The organism is Bacteroidales bacterium, assembly GCA_029210725.1.
Classification (GTDB): Bacteria; Bacteroidota; Bacteroidia; order Bacteroidales.
Genome location: JARGFM010000013.1, coordinates 21,590 through 41,064 on the forward strand (window position 1 = coordinate 21,590; position 19,475 = coordinate 41,064).

Annotated in this window: 15 protein-coding genes; 4 read left to right on the forward strand and 11 right to left on the reverse strand. The window is 48.5% G+C overall.

The window, feature by feature from the left end; genetic code table 11:
- Positions 1–18 precede the first annotated feature (18 nt).
- The 6 genes from P1P86_08805 to P1P86_08830 all read right to left on the reverse strand — a co-directional run bounded on the left by P1P86_08805 (position 19) and on the right by P1P86_08830 (position 8,000).
- Positions 19–1,326, reverse strand: a complete 1,308-nt coding sequence (locus P1P86_08805) for a hypothetical protein (protein ID MDF1575273.1) — start codon at positions 1,324–1,326, stop codon at positions 19–21.
- Between the two features lie 85 nt (positions 1,327–1,411).
- Positions 1,412–2,122 (reverse strand): TIGR00730 family Rossman fold protein, encoded by a 711-nt coding sequence (locus P1P86_08810; protein MDF1575274.1) that lies wholly within the window; start codon positions 2,120–2,122, stop codon positions 1,412–1,414.
- Between the two features lie 33 nt (positions 2,123–2,155).
- The gene (gene uvrA, locus P1P86_08815; protein ID MDF1575275.1) at positions 2,156–4,987 is read right to left on the reverse strand and encodes an excinuclease ABC subunit UvrA; all 2,832 of its coding nucleotides are present in this window, start codon (positions 4,985–4,987) and stop codon (positions 2,156–2,158) included.
- A gap of 18 nt (positions 4,988–5,005) precedes the next feature.
- A complete protein-coding gene (locus P1P86_08820; protein MDF1575276.1) occupies positions 5,006–5,977 on the reverse strand; it encodes a lytic transglycosylase domain-containing protein in 972 nt (323 codons plus the stop codon).
- A gap of 92 nt (positions 5,978–6,069) precedes the next feature.
- On the reverse strand, positions 6,070–7,416 hold the full coding sequence (locus tag P1P86_08825; GenBank protein ID MDF1575277.1) for an outer membrane beta-barrel protein: 1,347 nt from the start codon (positions 7,414–7,416) through the stop codon (positions 6,070–6,072).
- A 14-nt stretch (positions 7,417–7,430) separates the two neighbouring features.
- Complete coding sequence (locus tag P1P86_08830) at positions 7,431–8,000, reverse strand: sigma-70 family RNA polymerase sigma factor (GenBank protein MDF1575278.1); 570 nt, start codon at positions 7,998–8,000, stop codon at positions 7,431–7,433.
- Between the two features lie 182 nt (positions 8,001–8,182).
- On the opposite strand from P1P86_08830, the gene P1P86_08835 reads away from it, so the two are divergent.
- Positions 8,183–9,403 carry a serpin family protein gene (locus P1P86_08835; protein MDF1575279.1) on the forward strand — a complete coding sequence of 407 codons (1,221 nt, stop codon included), beginning with the start codon at positions 8,183–8,185 and terminating at the stop codon, positions 9,401–9,403.
- 31 nt (positions 9,404–9,434) lie between these two features.
- Here P1P86_08835 and lpdA read toward each other — a convergent pair whose 3' ends face one another.
- The 4 genes from lpdA to P1P86_08855 form a co-directional block, all read right to left on the reverse strand.
- On the reverse strand, positions 9,435–10,826 hold the full coding sequence (gene lpdA, locus P1P86_08840) for a dihydrolipoyl dehydrogenase (GenBank protein ID MDF1575280.1): 1,392 nt from the start codon (positions 10,824–10,826) through the stop codon (positions 9,435–9,437).
- Between the two features lie 136 nt (positions 10,827–10,962).
- The gene (locus P1P86_08845) at positions 10,963–12,111 is read right to left on the reverse strand and encodes a serine hydrolase (GenBank protein ID MDF1575281.1); all 1,149 of its coding nucleotides are present in this window, start codon (positions 12,109–12,111) and stop codon (positions 10,963–10,965) included.
- Between the two features lie 154 nt (positions 12,112–12,265).
- Positions 12,266–13,195, reverse strand: a complete 930-nt coding sequence (locus P1P86_08850) for a paraslipin (GenBank protein ID MDF1575282.1) — start codon at positions 13,193–13,195, stop codon at positions 12,266–12,268.
- 41 nt (positions 13,196–13,236) lie between these two features.
- Positions 13,237–13,680: an NfeD family protein gene (locus P1P86_08855; protein ID MDF1575283.1), complete on the reverse strand. Its 444-nt coding sequence runs from the start codon at positions 13,678–13,680 to the stop codon at positions 13,237–13,239.
- Between the two features lie 138 nt (positions 13,681–13,818).
- On the opposite strand from P1P86_08855, the gene ppk1 reads away from it, so the two are divergent.
- The 3 genes from ppk1 to P1P86_08870 are packed head-to-tail and all read left to right on the forward strand — an operon-like array spanning position 13,819 to position 18,169.
- Positions 13,819–15,909, forward strand: a complete 2,091-nt coding sequence (ppk1, locus tag P1P86_08860; GenBank protein MDF1575284.1) for a polyphosphate kinase 1 — start codon at positions 13,819–13,821, stop codon at positions 15,907–15,909.
- Positions 15,910–15,916: 7 nt separating this feature from the next.
- Complete coding sequence (meaB, locus tag P1P86_08865; GenBank protein MDF1575285.1) at positions 15,917–17,017, forward strand: methylmalonyl Co-A mutase-associated GTPase MeaB; 1,101 nt, start codon at positions 15,917–15,919, stop codon at positions 17,015–17,017.
- Positions 17,018–17,077: 60 nt separating this feature from the next.
- A complete protein-coding gene (locus P1P86_08870; protein ID MDF1575286.1) occupies positions 17,078–18,169 on the forward strand; it encodes a TlpA disulfide reductase family protein in 1,092 nt (363 codons plus the stop codon).
- Between the two features lie 37 nt (positions 18,170–18,206).
- Here P1P86_08870 and P1P86_08875 read toward each other — a convergent pair whose 3' ends face one another.
- The gene (locus tag P1P86_08875) at positions 18,207–19,292 is read right to left on the reverse strand and encodes a DUF1573 domain-containing protein (GenBank protein ID MDF1575287.1); all 1,086 of its coding nucleotides are present in this window, start codon (positions 19,290–19,292) and stop codon (positions 18,207–18,209) included.
- Positions 19,293–19,475 lie beyond the last annotated feature (183 nt).

The following is a 19,475-nucleotide window of genomic DNA, read 5'->3' on the forward strand; positions in this document are numbered from 1 at the left end:
TGAGAATTACTTTATTTCTTATCTGAGGGCCCCGGCAGAAACACGATTGCCATTTCTGTAACCCACCACAAATGCGCCCACGACCTGCGGATAAGTATCAACTCTCTCTTTGTACGAAAGAGCCTGCTCATAGGTTTGGAAAGGACCAACCGTATATTTAAAGAAACCCTGATGCTGCTCAACAAATACCTCCCTGTCCACTCCTATCTGCCTGTAAAATGCATTGGCATCAAAGGCATTCAGATTGGCCGACAGTTGTACCCGGAAATAGCTTCCTGTGCCAGGTTCAAGTACCTTCGTATTGGCTATCAGCTTTTCCGAAACCCGTCCTTCACTGGATGTGCTGACAGGAGGACTGCTCTCTCGCTCCAGGGCTGTTATTGTTCCTGTACTTCCCGACGGAATCGTTCCCTTTTCAAGAAGAGCACGTTTCTGAGACTGGTTCAGATTTTCCAGGGGCACATCCATCTCTACCACCTCGGTAACCCTGTTTTCATTTCCAGCTATATAGGTCAGCAATCCTTCCACCAGCATATTCCCCTGAGGTTCATTCTGTTTGGGCACAAGCCTGTAAACCACCTCAAATTCCGGCTGCTCAGGCAAGTTCATCCATATGAACTTTACAGTTGAGGCTGCATGTGAAACGATTCCATCATTTGAATTCACCTCTTCAAAAAGATAGCCCGATGGGATGGTCTCCTCAATTTTGGTATATTTGCTTCCAGCGGGAGTATTTATTAAAAGCCGAACCTGGTAAGCACCGCTGGACTGCAGCTCAGGCTTTTGCCTGATAGCCATCGTAAAAGTGGTCCCCTCCGGAGCCGTGGAAGGAGCCACAACATCCCACCCCCTGAAATCCCCGATATCGAGCATTAAGCCGGGATCGATGGAGCTGTTGGGTACGATGGTGATCTCCCTTTTTTGATCGAAATTCAGAAATTTACGTTCGTCTTCAACCACATAAGCAAAAACACCTCCCAATGTGAATGATCCCTTGAGCCTTGGATCCACAGACACTTTGTAGGATACAGAAATTTCGTTTGTATTGGGCATTTTCAGCCATATGATCCTCACCCTTTGTTCGTCAAAACTGAAATCTGCATTGGGGGAGCTCACATTCGTGGCAGACAGCCCCATAGGAAGGTCCTGAGAAAAACGGGAATAGTCTGTAAGTGAGCCCTTTTTGATGGTCACGGTCACTGTAAAATCCTCTCCGGCGTTCACCCTCAGAGGATGATCTACGGATAGTTCCACCTCCTGTCCGGAAAGAGAGTATGACAGGAGAAACATGGAAACGGCCAGACAATAAGACATGTACTTCATCATAAAGAAGGGTTAATTCACGATACAATGTACAAAATAATTTCTCAAATAGTCCCCGTAATTACTAACACTGAGCCATTAGAGCACTCTAGAAATTAGGACTCAGGAGATATTTTGAGTAGAACTTGTTGATTACACTCACAGCATCTTCCGCAGTGTCAACAATAGTAAAAAGACCCAGATCCTCCTGACTGATATTCTTCTGTTCCTCCTGTACCACATTTTCGATCCAGTCCACCATTCCTTTCCAAAAACCGGAACCAACAAGCACGATGGGAAATCGTCCGATCTTCCCGGTCTGAATAAGGGTCGCCGATTCAAAAAATTCATCCAGGGTCCCGAATCCCCCTGGCAATACGATAAATCCCTGAGAATACTTCTGAAACACCACTTTTCTGACAAAAAAGTGCTTGAATGTGATCAACTTATCCGCATCAATGTAAGGATTGGAGCCCTGCTCAAAAGGGAGATGTATGTTTAATCCCACACTGACCCCATCACCCCTCATTGCCCCTTTATTGGCTGCCTCCATAATACCGGGGCCTCCTCCGGTTATAACCCCGTAGCCACTCTGGGTCAATTGAAATGCAATCTCATCCGCCAGTTTATAATACTTGCTATCCGGATTTGTCCTGGCCGAACCAAAAACGGAAACGCAGGGACCGATGGAGGTCATTTTTTCGAAACCCTCCACAAATTCAGCCAGGATTTTAAAAATCTGCCAGGAATCAGAAGCTTTTATCTCATTCCAGGTTTTCTGCTTAAAGGCCTTCTTGATCTTATCTTCATTGGCAATCATTATCTTCTGCTTTTTATGAACAATTTAATATAATTATCTCGAAATCAGCTCATCCCTCAGGAAATTACCTGTATAGCTATCCTTCACTCCGGCAAGCTCTTCAGGGCTCCCTTCGGCAAGAATGCTTCCTCCCTGGCTGCCACCCTCCTTGCCCAAATCAATGATGTGATCGGCCACCTTTATGACATCCATATTATGCTCGATCATGATCACCGTGTTGCCCCTGTTTACCAGCCTGGCAATTACTTCCAGCAATACCCGGACATCCTCAAAATGAAGACCCGTTGTAGGTTCATCCAGGATGTAAAGAGTTTTGCCGGTATCTTTTTTTGCCAGCTCGGCTGAAAGCTTCACCCGTTGTGACTCTCCTCCCGAAAGAGTAGTGGAAGGTTGCCCGAGTCGGATATATCCCAGTCCAACCTCCTGGAGGGTAAATAATTTCCTGCGTATGGAGGGTATACTGGAGAAGAACTCCACGGCCTGGTTAATGGTCATCATCAGAACATCATTGATATTTTTGTCCTTGTACCTGACCTCCAGAGTTTCCCTGTTATAACGTTTTCCGTTGCACTCCTTGCAGCGTACATATACATCAGGCAAAAAATTCATCTCAATGGTTTGAAGGCCGGCACCACCACAGGTTTCACAACGCCCCCCTTTCACATTGAAGGAGAATCTGCTTGCTTTATATCCCCGTATCTTTGCATCGGGAGTCTGTTCAAACAACTTCCTGATATCGCTGAAAACGCCCGTGTAGGTCACCGGATTTGACCTGGGGGTCCGGCCCAGGGGACTCTGGTCCACTTCAATCACTTTATCAACCAGCTCAAGGCCCTCCAGTGACTCATAAGGAAGCGGCTCCCTGTTGGACCGGTAAAGCTTCTGGCTTATAATGGGGTGCAGTGTTTCATTAATTAATGTGGATTTGCCGCTTCCGCTGACCCCTGTAACACAGATAAATTTCCCCAGCGGAAAAGCAACACTCACATGCTTAAGGTTATTGCCGGATGCTCCGCGAAGGATCAGCAGCTCCCCGCTTCCGGATCTTCGCTTTTCAGGTACAGGGATCTTCTTTGTCAGGTTCAGGTACTGGGCGGTAAGCGTCCGGCCCTTCAGAATCTGCTCCGGTGAACCACTTGCCACCAACTCCCCTCCCAGCCGGCCTGCCCCCGGACCCAGATCCACAATATGATCGGCAGAAAGGATCATGTCCTTATCATGTTCCACCACGATCACTGAGTTGCCCTGGTCGCGAAGACTCTGGAGTGAAGCAATAAGCTTTCTGTTATCCCGCTGATGCAGACCGATACTCGGTTCATCCAGTATATAAAGCACATTGACCAGCCGGGAACCAATCTGTGTAGCCAGACGGATGCGCTGACTCTCTCCCCCGGATAAAGAACGGGCACTGCGCTGCAGCGAAAGATAGTTAAGCCCCACATCCAGTAAAAATCCAAGCCTGCTTCTGATCTCTTTCAGGATGTCCCTGGCAATGATATTTTGCCGATCGTTCAGATAATCCTCCATGTGGCTGAACCACCGGGAAAGCTCCCCAATATCCATGGCCGACAGATCAGCGATATTCTTTTCATTGATCCGGAAATATAACATTTCTGCCTTCAGCCTGTTCCCTTTACAAACAGGGCAGGTCACTTTCCGGATAAATTGCCTTGCTTGCTGTTTTCCCTGCAATCCGTTTCCCTCTCCTGCATGGTTCTGTATATGGTTGATAATGCCCTCGAAACTTAAAAAATAGTTGGAGTCGGCTCCCAGAGGGGTGTTCTGCAGTTTCAGGGGCTCCTCCGATCCGAAGAGAATACAGTTCAGAGCCTGTTCGGGGATCTCCTTCACCGGGATATCCAGGCTAAAACCGTACCTGGACGCAATGGCTTCCAGTTGCCAGAATATCAGGGAATTTCTGTACTTGCCAAGGGGCTCCAGGGCCCCGCTGCGGATGCTTTTACTATCGTCCGGAATGATTTTACGAATATCCACGTCATTAATGGTCCCCAGTCCGTTACAGTTCGGACATGCTCCCTGTGGCGAGTTAAAGGAAAAACTGTGAGGAGCCGGTTCATTATAGGAGATTCCCGAAGTGGGACACATCAGCTGGCTGGAGAAATAGCGGGGCTCACTTCCATCCTTCTCCATGATCATGGTAACTCCCTTGCCCTGTTTCAAGGCTGTTGAGAGGGACTTTCTGAGCCTTTCCCGGTCCTTGTCCCGGACAGTGAGCCGGTCTACAACCACCTCAATATCATGATTTTTATAGCGGTCTATACGCATCCCGGGGATGAGCTCCTCAATCTCACCATCGATCCGGGCATAGATATAACCATTCCGCCTGACCTGCTCAAAGAGCTCCCGGTAATGACCCTTTCGTCCCCTCACCACCGGAGCCAGGACATAGATTTTTTTCTCCAGAAAAGCATCCATAATGATGTTCAGGATCTGATCCTCGGTGTACTTCACCATCTTCTCGCCGGTCACATAGGAGTACGCTTCGGATGCCCGTGCAAACAATAGTCTCAGAAAATCATAAATTTCGGTTACCGTTCCCACGGTGGAACGTGGATTCTTGTTGGTCGTTTTCTGTTCGATGGATATCACCGGACTCAGGCCGGAAATCTTGTCCACATCGGGACGTTCCATATTGCCCAGGAACTGGCGGGCATAGGCACTGAGGGTCTCCATATACCTTCTCTGTCCCTCTGCATAGATGGTATCAAAGGCCAGGGATGATTTACCACTTCCACTTAAACCGGTAATGACCGTCAGGCAGTTCCGGGGTATAGTAACATCAATGTTTTTCAGATTGTGAACCCGTGCACCCAGCACTTCTATTTGTTGCTCTTTCTTTCTCACGGCAGATTGCTTTCCCTCTTACTTATGCGGGTCCCATGCATCACTGCGGCGAAAGCCTTGTTCCGGGATCAGAATCTCGTACTTCTTTCGGGAATTATTAGTTAACTGAATATCTCTTAACCAGGGATTCAGATACTTTAAAATCTTGTAATTGGTCCCATGGGCTTCTGCAAAATCAACGAAATCAGCTATGGTAGAATCCACTTCCAAGGTATATACAGGAATTTCGGGATACATTTCTTTATCTGACAGCTTAAAACCATAGGCCGCAGGGTCTTCAAAGATAAGTTTAAAAGCCAAAACCCTGTACAGGTAGCGTGCGGTCTCTTCATTCAGGAGCAAATCATAATAATTGTCCTTTTTTTGCCGGTCGATCTGCCGGTCCATTCCCCTTCTCCCGGCATTATATGATGCGGCAGTCATGGTCCAGTTGCCATATTTCTCAAAGGAATCAATCAGGTACTGACAGGCTGCCTCTGTGGATTTTCCCACATGATAACGCTCATCCACCTCGGAGTTCACCTCCAGTCCGTAGTCCTCGGCTGTACCCTTCATCAGCTGCCAGAATCCAACAGCCTTTGCGGGAGAGACTTCCTGTGTTAAGCCACTTTCAGCCACTGCCAGGTATTTGAAATCATCGGGCACCAGGTTTTTCTTGAGCACCGGTTCGATCTGAGGAAAATAGCGATTGGCCATCTTGATCAGCCTGATGGTCTGGGAATGAAAATATGTATTGGATAGCAACTCCCTGTCCAGCGCCTCGCTGACATCAAAGAGGTCCAGGGGAACCGGTTCACCCGCAAATGTAACCTGGCCGGGGACCTGCACCCCGTAAACCGTATACGACTCTTTATCTTCAGGCTCTGCCTCGCCCGGTCCGGCTCCGGTAAAACCTGTAGCCGCCAGTCCAACCGCCAGCATAGCTGTGATGGTGAATAACACAATGAAAAGGGAATGTTTTGCCCTTCTCTCCTTCTTCTCCCAAAGCATAATTTCTCAAAATAAAATGAAAATCCTTTTCTACAGCAACGTGTAAAATTACTTTTTTGTTTCCATTCTGCTAAAGAAAGAGATGAAAGCTGCTAGAAGGTGTAGCTAAGGCCGGTATAAAGCCCCAGAGAATAGGGTCTGGTGGAAGGAAGGGTGGCATCGTTGATCGAGTTGATGAAATAACGGAACCTGGGCTCTACCATAAGACTGAGTTTCCCTCCCAGATGATAGATCATCCCCAGGCCTGCATTGCCCGAATAATTAAAGGTGTTTACATTGGAAAGGTAACCAATCTCCTCCCTTCCCGCAGCGGTCTCCATGGTCACATAATTTCCGACCAGGATATTTGTGCTCATGCCACCCACAAGTTGTAGTTCAATGGTCCGGTCAATAAGCGAATAACGCAGGTTAAAAGGCACCTCCAGGTAATCCAGATGCTGCCGGATACCCGCTTCAGAAGCCTCTGCCTGGCTCAGGACTCCGTTTGAGTATGCTGCTGAATTGTTTTCAGCATTGATCTTGTATCCGTTCATATAGATATCTCCGGAATAGGCAACAATATTGCCCACCGAATTACTCACAGTCTTTATATCGGCCTGTTCTGTTCCGTTTCCGAAGAACATTTCATCGTAAATCTGATTAAATACCTGGATACCAGTGGCCCCGATAGCAATACCGGTTCTGTTGTAATAGATCCCCGTTTCGAAGGCGAGTCTGGAATTTCTCCGGTAACTTATATGGACACCGGTAGAATATGAGAGCACTCCGGTCTCGGCAGGATTGTCAGGGACAACTCCGGCTTCAGCATCACGGAAACTGTAGAGGGGCGACAGGGAAGCACCCAGCATCCAGCGGGGATCCCTCTTCCGCTCCGGAACGCTTACCGGGAAGGGATCCTGCTGAAGATCAGGGACTGAATCCGGAAGAGGGTCCATGCCTGGATGTTTCACCGGTTCAGGTTCTGAGGGGCTTACAGTGGCCGCTTTAACCCTTATTTCCGGTTCAGCTTCCTGTTCAGCCGGCCTCCCGCTTGCCGCCTCAGTCAGAGTTTCCATTTCACGCCCTGCTTTCACTGGCGTCTCACCAGCTTCATCTCTGGCCATGGCAATCTGCCTGGCGGCAGGAAGCGCTGAATCCTCAGGAAACGCAGCCAGGGCTTCAACGACCTTCTGCTCCAGATTTGTAGGCTTATCTGGTCCGGCAGGCCCTTCTGCATCCGTCTCACTTATCAAAGAGTCCTCCCGGGGCAGATCGGGACTAAAATAGTGTATTCCCAGGGTAACAACCAATGCAATAGATGCTGCCGAGGCCAGCAGCAGGATATAGATCCTCTTCCTGTTACGCCCGTCATGGATTTGGCCGGAAATACCCTCCCAAACCTTTTCCGGCGGATCCACCCGGTAATTTACCAGCTTATCCTTCAGCGTTGCTCTGTTCATATCTGACTGGTCCTTCATTTTACTAATGCTGATCCATACATGGTCCTGACCTTCTCCTGCAAAATAACCCTGGCTCTGGAAAGGTTCGACTTGGAAGTCCCCTCAGAGATTCCCAGCTCTTCACTGATCTCCTGGTGTGAGTATCCTTCGATGGCATACAGGTTAAAAACCATCCGGTACCTGGGGGTCAAAGTCTGAATCAATCCCACCAGCTCCTCGCTGGTGATCCTGTCCAGGGCCTCCTCCCCGCTTTCCTTATCATACTCCTCCTTCACCTCATCGACCCGCTGGAGAATGATCTGGCTACGGTATTTCTCCAGTGCCGTGTTGATCATGATTCTGCGGATCCAGCCAGGCAGGGCAGCCGGATTCTTCACCTGATCCAGTTTCGTAAATACCTTAATGAACCCCTCCTGCAAAATATCCTGGGCATCCTCTTCGCTGGTGGCATATTGCAGGCACAAACCATACATGGCTGAAGCGAAACGCCTGTAAAGCTCCTCCTGGCTTGCTGCCTTACCACGTTTGCACTTCTTTAATAATATATCCAGCGTATCTGCCAATCCAGTTTTCCTCCGAGACAAATTTATGCAAATTGGCAGGATTTCACATCCAATATCACAGGAACAGGATGCAAATGAGTTTACAGAGGTTGCGTACGCAACCTGCAGCTGTCCTGATACGTCTTATTTTTGAAAAGGACCTGCCGGATCACCATATGGCAGCAGCGTATTCGTAGTATAAACAACGTTAATAGGCAGGAAACATGAAACCAAACAGATTTATCCTCCTGTATTCCCTGGCACTCTCTGTGCTGGGATGCAGTTGCAGCCAGGAAATAATAGCTCCGGAATTCGACTACAATCTTAAGTCTGCCAGGCTTATCGAAACCAACAATGAATTCGGCCTGGAGCTTCTTAAAACGGTATTGACAGCAGAAGAGGAGCCTAATGTGATGATCTCTCCGACCTCTGTCAGCATCGCACTGGGCATGGCTTATAATGGAGCCGGGACCGCCACCAGAGAGGCCTTTGAAGAGGTCCTGAACTATGAAGGGCTCACCCGGGAAGAGATCAATGAGATCACCAGAGAGCTGATCCATGTACTGGTCACCAATGTCGATGGCAACCTCCTGGAGATCGCAAACTCCATATGGTACAGGGAGGCTTTCCCGGTGGAACCCGAATTCATCAGTTTAAACAGGCACTATTTTGATGCGGAAGTAAATGAGCTTGACTTCGGGAGGGCCGATGCCGTTAAGACCATCAACGACTGGGTGAATGACCAGACACATGGCAAGATCGAAGAGATCATCGATGCCATTGATCCTGAAGAGATGATGTTCCTGATCAATGCCCTCTACTTTAACTGTGTATGGGAGGTGGAATTTGACCCGGAAAATACCCGTCAGGAAAATTTTTACAACGAAGACGGAAGCCTTTTCGGAAAGGTGGATATGATGCAGATGGAAAGTAACTTTATGGTGGCAGAGGGCAGCTCTTTCAGAGCCATAGAACTACCTTACAAAAACGGAAAATTCAATATGCTCCTGTTCCTCCCTTCCGCAGAGAGCTCCGTAGACCAGCTGGTGCAGGAGCTGGATGGTGCAAGCTGGCAAAGCTGGATCGACAGTTTCCAGGAACAGGAAGAGTTTATGGTCTTCCTTCCCAGATTCGAGTTCGAATTTAAACGTTCACTGAAGGAGGATCTGGAAGCCATGGGACTGGAAATACCCTTTACAGACCAGGCCGACTTTAACGGAATCAGCCCCATTCCTCTATTCATTTCAGATGTGATCCACAAGACCTATATCAAGGTGAATGAAGAAGGAACCGAGGCTGCTGCTGTAACAGCGGTCGTCATGGGAGTAACCTCTGTCGGGCCTCTGAAGGAACTTCGTCTGGACCGCCCCTTCCTGTTTGCCATCACAGAAAAGAGCAGCCGGTCCATTCTGTTTATGGGGAAAGTGGACGAGCCGGACTATTGATCCTCCCGGCAGTATATACCCGGGTTCAGGTCTAGATGTGTATAACCTCCCCGTAAGCGGCTGCGGCAGCTTCCATAATGGCCTCCGACATGGTGGGATGCGGATGGACCGCTTTGATGATCTCTTCTCCGGTGGTCTCCAGTTTCCGGGCCACTACAAGTTCGGCGATCATTTCAGTCACATTGGCACCAATCATGTGCGCCCCGAGCAATTCCCCGTATTTGGCATCAAAAACCAGCTTGACAAATCCATCCTTTGCACCAGCAGCAGAAGCTTTTCCGGAAGCGGAAAAGGGAAATTTACCCACCTTCAACTCATAACCTGCATCCTTTGCAGCTTTTTCGGTCATCCCCACGGAAGCCACTTCAGGGCTGGTATAGGTACAACCTGGAATATTCGTATAATCCACGGGCTGCGGATGATGCCCGGCAATCTTCTCCACGCAGGTAATTCCCTCTGCCGAAGCCACGTGTGCCAGGGCAGGACCACCCACAATATCTCCAATAGCGTAAACACCGTTTACATTGGTCCGGTAGTAGTCATCCACCTTTACCTTGCCTGCTTCCATCTCAATTCCAAGCTCTTCCAGTCCGATACCCTCCACATTGGGGGTCACTCCAATGGCGGAAAGAACAATTTCCGCTTCCACCTCCTGCTCGCCTTTGGGGGTCTTTATCTTTACCTTGCAGAGCTTACCGGAAGTATCGACGGACTCCACCGAAGAGGAGGTCATGACCTTCATCTTTGACTTTTTAAAAGAGCGCTCCAGCTGCCTGGATACCTCTTCATCCTCCAATGGAACCACATTTGGCAGAAACTCCACCAGGGTCACTTCTGTCCCCATGGTATTATAGAAGTTCGCAAACTCGCTGCCGATCGCCCCTGAACCAACAACCACCATGGATTTAGGCAGGGAAGGAAGGGTCATGGCCTCCCGGTACCCGATGATTTTCTTCCCGTCCTGTTTCAGGTTGGGAAGCTCCCTGGATCTCGCTCCGGTTGCCAGAACAATATGAGATGCTTTTACTTCCGTGACTTTTCCGTCTTTATCGCTCACCTCAACAACACCTGGAGCTTTTAATTTCCCGGTGCCCTTGATCACTTCGATCTTATTCTTCTTAAATAAAAACTGGATCCCCTTGCTCATACCCTCGGCAACCGTCCGGCTGCGTCCGACCACCTTTTCAAAATCTGGTTTTACCGAGCCATCAAGCACAATGCCATAGTCGGCAGCATGCAGGAAGTACTCGTATACCTGGGCACTCTTCAACAAAGATTTGGTGGGAATACATCCCCAGTTCAGGCAGATCCCTCCCAGGGATTCACGTTCTATCACTGCAGTTTTCAATCCTAGCTGGGTGGCACGAATAGCCGCCACATAACCTCCGGGTCCACTGCCAATCACAATAAGATCAAAATTCATTTTGCTTGGGTTTTTGTTATCTCACGAATTTACGAGATTATAACAAGCAAAACGAATTAGGGTTTAATGAATCAGTAAAAATCCGCCGGATTCATGAAGCCACGATTGAACTGTTTTTAAGGTAATAAAGCTGATTTTAGATGGATTCCAGGAACAAATCCATGAATGCGGGCACACAACGGGACGCCAGGTCATTGGGTGAGTTCTGCAGGAAGGCAATACCTACATCTTCGGAGGGACAAAATGCGATCTCCGCTCTGTAACCCCGTATATATCCGCCGTGATAAATGATTTTTCTTCCCTGGTATTGATAGATTCTCCATCCCAGACTATAGTAACGTTCCCTGAAAGGCTTCCAGTACCTGGTGTATTGCCATTTCAGAGGAGTGTATATCACCGGAGTGGAAATCTTACTGATAAGCGTTTCGGACATCCACTCTTTCCGATGGCCCAGTAAGGCCAGCAGCCACTGCCCCATATCAGAGATACTTGCATTGACCCCGGCTGCAGGCAATACGTTATAATAACCCTCATGCGGTTGAAGTGCAACATACCCCTTGCTGGTCCTCACATGAGGGAAAGCCATATTTGAATTCTCATTCAGTTCAATGGGGCCGGCCGAAGCATCCCTCATTCCCAGGGGCTTGAATATCTTCTCCTGCAAGAGCACGGGGTAAGGGATCCCCGTACTTCTCCGGGCAATGGGATCAAACATGCTGAACATGACATTCTGGTAACCGTAGAGTTCCCCGGGGGGCGCCGAGATATCCACTTCATCCAGGTGGTCTATGATGGTATATAATTCCTGGTTTGCCTCCACCAGGTTATCAAAAGCATAAGGTACCAATCCCGAGGTATGGCTCAGGAGGTGTTTAATGGTAAGACCGGCTGTATTGACGGAATCCTTCAGGGAAAATCCCGGATAGTGATCCACGACCCTGTCGTTCAGGGAGAAAGCACCATCCTGCTCCAGCATTCCGGCCAAAACCCCGGCAAATCCTTTGGATACAGAGGCCAGCCTGAATAGGGTATGCTCATCCACCTCTTTCCGGCTTCCATATTCCCGCTCTCCGTATGTCCCCGTATAGACTATCTTCCCGGCATGAACGATCGTAAAAGCTGCTCCCACCGTGGAGCTGCTATCCAGTTCCTGTTCCATGAACCGGACAAATTCCCTGATTGGCGGGGCAAGGGGGACCGGGATCCTCTCTGCAACCGGCTGCTCCGTCATCTGTACCGAAGGAGTATCCAAAGATTTGGATCCGCTGGCAACAAAAATAGTCATTGCGGACAGCAGCACCGTTACTGATAACAATACCGCTGTTTTAATCCATCGACCGCTCATACTACACCCATCTTAAGCTCCTCTATCTGCTAAACAGGCAAAAGTATAACTATATCCAAAACTACAAGGCGGGTTTTGAAAAAAAAATCAACAATCAGGATTCTTTTGTTGCATCAAAGACCTTGGTTGCCGTAGCAATGATACTGGAAATATCGGCCAGGTTGGAAGGCATAATCATGGTATTGGACTCCTTCGCCAGTTTCCCAAATTCAAGAAGATACTGTTCAGCAATCCTCAGGTTCACTGCATCCTTTCCACCCTTTTCATTGATTGCCATGGCAATGGCCCTGATCCCGTTTGCAGTGGCCACAGCCACCTGTTCAATTTCCGAGGCCTTGCCTGTAGCCTCATTGATCCGCTTCTGCATCTCCCCTTCCGAATTCTTGATCAGCTCCTGCTTGGAACCTTCAGCCACATTGATCTTGGCCTGCTTTTCTCCCTCCGACTCGGCAATTACGGCGCGCTTTTCACGTTCGGCACGCATCTGTTTCTCCATGGCATCCTTAATGCTCTGGGGAGGAATGATATTCTTTACCTCGTAACGGGTCACTTTAACACCCCAGGGATCACTGGCCTTATCCACCGCATTCACAATGCTGTTATTGATGGTCTCCCGTTCTTCGAAGGTCCGGTCCAGCTCCAGCTTTCCAATAATGCTTCTCATGGTGGTCTGTGCAATCTGTATGGATGCGAACTGATAATTATCGATCCCGTAGGAGGCTTTCATAGGGTCAATCACCTGCAGGTAGAGGATTCCGTCAACCTCCACCGAGATATTATCTTTGGTGATACAGATCTGTGAGGCCACATCAATGGCCTGTTCCTTCAGGGTATGGCGGTAGCGTACCCGGTCGATAAAGGGAACAATGATATTAAAACCGGCCGTCAGGGTCACCCGGTATTTGCCCAAACGTTCTACAATAAAGGCGCTGCGTTGGGGGACCACTTTAATGGAGGATAAAAGGAGAATCAGTGCCAGGAAGATCAATCCGGCATACACAAGGGTGAGTGCATTCATTTCCATAAGATTGTATTAGATTGTTATAAAATCGAGAATGAAGGTGATTATGAGCCTTTACCGACCTTAAGGGTAAGACTATCCTTGCTGCGGATAAATACCCAGTCGCCTTTGGAGACAGCTTCATCGGATATGGCAGACCAGCGTGTCCCCTTAAACTCAACCTTTCCGGCTCCGTCCTTGAAATCATCAACAGCTTTGGCTTTTCTGCCAATAAACTCTTCCAGCTGATCGTCGGTTTCCTTATCGGACCGGCTGAAGAATTTCTTTTTCAGGTATTTCCGGAGTAAAACCAGCCCCAGTAAAGAGGCCACCAGAAAGATCAGTATCTGCCCATTCAGAGAAATATCAGAAATGGCGCAAACCAGTGCCGTTACCCATGCCCCGGCACCAAAGAACAGAATGACCAGGCCGGGCAGGACCAGTTCCAGAAGCAGCAGGCCCAGTCCGACCAGGAACCATATCACCGCGGGATCAGATAATATTTCCATGTCAGGGAGTTTTTTACTAAATTAAAAAAAAACGGGATATACTCCATTCAAATTCCAGGTAAAATGGGACCTGTATGGCTTATTTCATGCGCTTCAGTTTACAAACTATCATTACATTTGCAGATATATCTTCTCTCAATGGGCAAATACGAATACACAAACCGCGATATCAGCTGGCTCTCATTTAACTTCAGGGTGCTTCAGGAAGCCATGGATAAAACTCTGCCTTTGTATGAACGTATTAAATTCCTGGCTATCTATTCCAATAACACAGAAGAGTTTTACCAGGTAAGGGTGAGTTATTACAAACAGATGCTTCGGCACGAAGGGGAGTTTCCCAAACAACACTTCAGGGAGGTGAACCCGGCAAGCATTATCAGGCAGATCAATGAGATCGTGACCAACCAGCAATCGATCTTCCACCTGATCTTTGAGGAAGAGATCCTTCCGGAGCTTCGGAAAAACAATATCATCGTCGTAAATGAAAAGGATGAGCTGACCGAAGAACAGCACAGGTTTATCAGGGAGGTATTTTATTCGACCATCATCACATCCATTCAACCAGTTCTCCTGGTAAAAAAGAAGGTCCGGCCTTTCATGAAGACCGGTCAGCCCTACATGGCCCTTAAGATGGTCAGTAAAGACAGCAATAAGCATAAACAGCAGGAACGCTACGGAATGATAAAAATTCCAACCGATCATAATATCTCCAGATTTTTGGAACTGCCCGAAAAGGACGGCAAGCATTACATCATGTTCCAGGAGGATGTGATCATGAAGCACATCGATGCTATTTTTCCCGGATACCATGTCAAAGATTCTTACTCTTTAAAACTGACCAGAGATGCCGATATGGAGTATGACGACTATGAGGGAGAGGATCTCATTGACGCCATCGACCGGATCAGGTCGGTCCGATCGGTTGGGAAACCCAACCGTTTCCAGTACGACAGGGCCATGCCGGAGAAACTTCTGGAATACCTGGTCACCTCCTTCGATATCCCCAGAGACATCCTGGTGATGGGTGGAGACCGGCACAATTTCAGAGATTTTTTCAGTTTCCCGAATCCTGCCTATCCCAAATTTGAGATCCAAAGCCTGCCGCCCATACCCATCCCTGCTCTGGCCAACCAGAAAAAACCCATTGCCAGTCTGATCAGTAAGAAAGATTTTCTTTTAAGCGTTCCCTACCAGCCCTTTGAGCACTACCTGAGGTTCCTCCGGGAAGCTTCCACCGATCCCAGTGTTAAAGAGATTAAAGCCACCCAGTACCGGGTATCGGATCATTCAGTGGTAGTTAATTCCCTGATTGCAGCCGCTGAAAACGGAAAGAAAGTAACTGTGTTTGTCGAGTTGAAAGCCCGATTCGACGAGGAGGCCAACCTGAAATGGGCCTATGAAATGACCAAGGCGGGAATTCGCATCATTTACAGCATCCCCAAGCTGAAGGTACATGCCAAAATCGCCCTGATTATCCGTAAAAAGGGTACGAAATACGGAGATCAGGCCTATCTCGGAACCGGAAACTTCAATGAGAAGACAGCCCGCCTTTATGGAGATCACGGTTTATTCACTTCCAATCCTGAAGTTGTCAGTGAGGTTAAAGAGTTGTACAGGCACCTGGAGGATCAGGAGATCCGTCCCGATTTAAAACATATAATGGTGCCGGGTTTTAATATGGTTCCGGAATTTACCAGGCTGATCAACAAAGAGATAAGCAATGTGAAACAGGGTAGAATCGGGTATATCCTATTGAAGATGAACGGGCTGCAGGACAGAGAGATGGTGGACAACCTCTACAGGGCCAGTGAAGCCGGTGTAAAGGTGGACCTGATTATCAGAGGCGTATGCACACTCCGGACAGGAATGCCCTATAGCAGGAACATCCGGGTCATCCGCATTGTGGACAGGTACCTGGAACATGCCAGGGTCTTTATATTTCTGAATGATGGGGACCACCAGATCTACCTGGGATCGGCCGACTGGATGAAACGAAACCTGCGGAGCCGGGTGGAGTGCGTCTTCCCGGTTTACGATCCGGATTTGAAGAAAGAGTTACTGGATATACTGAACCTTCAACTCTCCGATAATGTGAAAGCCTGCGAGATAGATGAAAATCTGAAAAATCAGAGGATCATTACCAAAGGTCCCGATATCAGGGCTCAGATAGCCATTTATGAATATTTCAAAAATAAGTACACCATACCCAAGTATTCCGTGATTCCCTGACAATCCGATGCACGAGAGTAAGAAGAATATATCTGCCCTATCAGTCTCTGAAGGTGTCCCGCAACCGGGTTCCATAAACCAGCGGGCCGTGGATCAACGTAAAAAGGCTAAGAAAAGGCCCTACACCAGCGATGAACTGCTCCTGGAGATCCGCCGGGGAGACATCAGCATGCTGGGTCAGGGCATCACCCTCGTGGAGAGTTCCCTGGAAAGCCACTTTCTGACCGCCCAGGAGCTTGTTGCGGCTTGCCTGCCCTACTCAGGATCAGCCTTACGGGTGGGCATCACAGGGGTTCCCGGAGCGGGGAAGAGCACCTTTATTGAATCCCTGGGTAAGCATGTACTCCGTAAAGGGGGCAGGCTGGCAGTGCTGGCCATTGATCCAAGCAGCGAACGCTCCAGGGGCAGTATACTGGGCGATAAAACCCGGATGGAGGAGCTGGCAGGAAGCCACCAGGCCTATATACGCCCCTCACCCACCGGAGGCACACTGGGCGGAGTTGCAAGAAAAACAAGGGAAACCATAATTCTCTGCGAGGCGGCTGGTTTCGATACCATTTTCGTGGAAACAGTCGGAGTCGGACAATCCGAAACAGCAGTTCACAGCATGGTCGATTTCTTCCTTCTGGTCATGCTGGCAGGGGCTGGGGATGAACTGCAGGGCATAAAAAGGGGAATTATGGAAATGGCCGATGCCATTGTAATCAATAAAGCCGATGGTAATAATATGGGAAAAGCCCGGAGGGCACAGGCCGAGTTTGCCAATGCACTGCACCTGTTTCCACCTGCGCGCTCTGGCTGGACTCCCCAGGTAAAGACCTGTTCCTCCATTTACAACATTGGGATCACTGAAATATGGGAAATGATACAGGAGTATGCTTCCCTGGTATCAAAAAGCGGCTTTCTGAAAGAACGCAGGCTGGAGCAGTCCAGATACTGGATGTATGAGACACTCAGGGATGGCTTGTACAAGCAGGTATTTAATGATCCAGCACTGAAAAAGGAGCTGGAAATTCACGAAAAAGCCATTTCCGAGGGGCGCACTACTGCCTTCATGGCCGCCTCTGCTATCTTGAATAAATTTAAATCAGGTAATTCCTCTTTCTGACTCTTCCCCTCTTAAAGAATTAGTTGTATCATTGCGCTTCCATACAAAACTCAATTTGATATGCGCAAGTTAATCTGGATCATGCTGGCCATCATCGCCCTGCAGGCCTGTGATCAAAAAAATGAGACTTACAACATCGAAGTCAGCCTGGAGGGATCCGAAGGAAAATGGATCAAATTACTGGCCCGGGAAGACCGGAATTATGTGACCCACGATTCTGTCCTGGCGGAAGCCGGTTCGGCTGCAGTACTTAAGAAAGGTGTTAAGGGTGTAACTACCATGTACCTGACCGTGGAGGATGCCGAGGGATCCATCCGCTTGCTGGTGGATAACAGCAATTATTCCATTCGGGGGAACATGGATGATTTCGAGATTGAAACAGATAGTAAACCCCAGAGTGACCTGAATAACTATAATGAAACACTGAAGCTCGTCAGGGAAAAAATGAACGAATTGGTGACTGAGCTCCGAAAAAGTCCCGATCCTGAAAATCCTGCAAAAAGTGACAGCCTGCGAGAGGCATATTATGCCCTTTATGAAAAACAGGATGCCATGGACTCAATTTATATCGCGGAGAATCCAGCATCCTATGCTTCCGTACTTGCATTGAGGAACACCTTCTATACCCTGGATACCGAAGGACTGGAAACAGCTCTTGCCAGACTGGATGCACCTCTTCACCAGATGGAAGAGTATATCTACATGTACGGAAAACTGGAAAGAATGAAGGCGGTGAATATCGGACAGCCCTATACCGATTTTGGACTGGAAACACCGGAAGGCGAAATCCTGAAAGTTTCGGATGTTCACCAGGGTGGGGTGTTGCTGATCGACTTCTGGGCCAGCTGGTGCGGTCCCTGCCGTAGGGCCAATCCGGAAGTGGTTGAGATTTACCATGAGTATCACGATTTGGGCTTCGATATCCTGGGAGTATCCCTCGACCGGGATTCGGCCAGCTGGATAAAAGCCATCGAAGATGATCATCTGGTCTGGAACCATATTTCAGATCTGAAGTACTGGAATTCAGAGGGAGCAGAACTTTATGGGGTGCCGGCGATCCCGCATACCGTACTCATTGACAGGAACGGGATTATCACAGCCAAGAACCTGCGTGGTGATGAACTCCGCGAAGCCATAGAGTCCCTCTTATAATAATCCCGGGCAGCGGGTACCCCGAAAAGCGATCCCGCTAGCTGGTCTTAATAACTTCTCCTTTGACCCACAGGATCAGTTTACTCTTCCTGGGATCATTGGTTATGATTGTAACCGTTTTGTTCTGGTTCCCAAGCTTGCCGGCGGAGTTAAATACCGTCTTGATATTAACCGATTCACCCGGAGCAATTACATTTTTTTCAGGCTGAACGGCTGTACACCCGCAGGATGCCTTCACTTTCCTGATAAGAAGATCTGATTTGCCGGAATTGCTCAGCACATAGGTATGCTCCACCTTCTCTCCCTGACTGATCTTCCCAAACTGAAACTCCGTATCATCCACATGGATCACCGGGGCCCTGGCCAGTTCTGCTTCGCTCAGCGCAGAAAAATCCTCCTCAATATTAGCACTGACGACCAGGCTGTAGGTTCTCTCCGTTTTCCCGTTGATATCCAGCGGCATGCGGTCGATTACAAATCCCCAGTCATTTCTCTCAGGTGCGCTGTAGCCGGCAATGATCATGCCCTTTTGTCCGGGTTTCAGCGTGGCAGGTTCCATCTTAATGGTCACATGGCCGGGGACCCTCTGAAAAGCCACACTCACATTCTCATCCGAATTATTAATAACTTCCAGCTGCTTCTCGGTATTGGCAGTATGTTTCAGATTGCCAAAAGCCAGGTGATTAGATTGCAGGCGCAGGGGGCCCATGGCATACCTGTAGTCATCCTCTATAGTTCTGGGTTTGGGCTCCACCTCTCCGGCAATGGTCAGCCTCACACTTCCAGGATTGGAGTTTGAGATCACGGTCACATATTTCCTGAATGCACCGGGCCTGCCAGCCGGGTCATACGTGGCGGCTACATAGCCTTTCCCGCCCGGAGGAACCGGCTCCCGCGTCCATCTGGGTGCCGTACAACCACAGGACGCCGAAACATTTTGAATGATCAGGTCACTACCCCCCGTATTAACAAATTCAAACTTATAGCTTACTTTCCCATCCGCTTCTCTAAATTTACCGAAATCGTGCTCGATTTCGTTAAATGAAATTTTGGGCTGTACCGTCTGTGACATCAGCGGCATCATGAAAGCGGCCAAACAGATCAACAAAAATCTCCGTTTCATATTCCAAAAATTTATATTTATGCGCTAATAAAATAATTAGATTCATTCACAACTGTAAAATTAACACAAATAAACCAAAAATAGTTGCATAATTTTTGAGGTACCCTTAGGAGTACAAAAATCGGGCCGGGATTAAAAGCTCTGTTTTACGAATAATGCTTACTTTTAAAATGCCAAAACAGG

What these genes read in the sequence shown, in the direction of transcription:
- P1P86_08805 (MDF1575273.1), bottom strand. Translation starts at nt 1,326, where the DNA reads ATGATGAAGTACATGTCTTATTGTCTGGCCGTTTCCATGTTTCTCCTG.
- P1P86_08850 (MDF1575282.1), bottom strand. Translation starts at nt 13,195, where the DNA reads ATGGAAATGAATGCACTCACCCTTGTGTATGCCGGATTGATCTTCCTG.
- P1P86_08825 (MDF1575277.1), bottom strand. Translation starts at nt 7,416, where the DNA reads ATGAACAGAGCAACGCTGAAGGATAAGCTGGTAAATTACCGGGTGGAT.
- P1P86_08810 (MDF1575274.1), bottom strand. Translation starts at nt 2,122, where the DNA reads ATGATTGCCAATGAAGATAAGATCAAGAAGGCCTTTAAGCAGAAAACC.
- P1P86_08870 (MDF1575286.1), top strand. Translation starts at nt 17,078, where the DNA reads ATGCGCAAGTTAATCTGGATCATGCTGGCCATCATCGCCCTGCAGGCC.
- P1P86_08855 (MDF1575283.1), bottom strand. Translation starts at nt 13,680, where the DNA reads ATGGAAATATTATCTGATCCCGCGGTGATATGGTTCCTGGTCGGACTG.
- lpdA (MDF1575280.1), bottom strand. Translation starts at nt 10,826, where the DNA reads ATGAATTTTGATCTTATTGTGATTGGCAGTGGACCCGGAGGTTATGTG.
- ppk1 (MDF1575284.1), top strand. Translation starts at nt 13,819, where the DNA reads ATGGGCAAATACGAATACACAAACCGCGATATCAGCTGGCTCTCATTT.
- P1P86_08875 (MDF1575287.1), bottom strand. Translation starts at nt 19,292, where the DNA reads ATGAAACGGAGATTTTTGTTGATCTGTTTGGCCGCTTTCATGATGCCG.
- P1P86_08820 (MDF1575276.1), bottom strand. Translation starts at nt 5,977, where the DNA reads ATGCTTTGGGAGAAGAAGGAGAGAAGGGCAAAACATTCCCTTTTCATT.
- P1P86_08845 (MDF1575281.1), bottom strand. Translation starts at nt 12,111, where the DNA reads ATGACTATTTTTGTTGCCAGCGGATCCAAATCTTTGGATACTCCTTCG.
- meaB (MDF1575285.1), top strand. Translation starts at nt 15,917, where the DNA reads ATGCACGAGAGTAAGAAGAATATATCTGCCCTATCAGTCTCTGAAGGT.
- P1P86_08835 (MDF1575279.1), top strand. Translation starts at nt 8,183, where the DNA reads ATGAAACCAAACAGATTTATCCTCCTGTATTCCCTGGCACTCTCTGTG.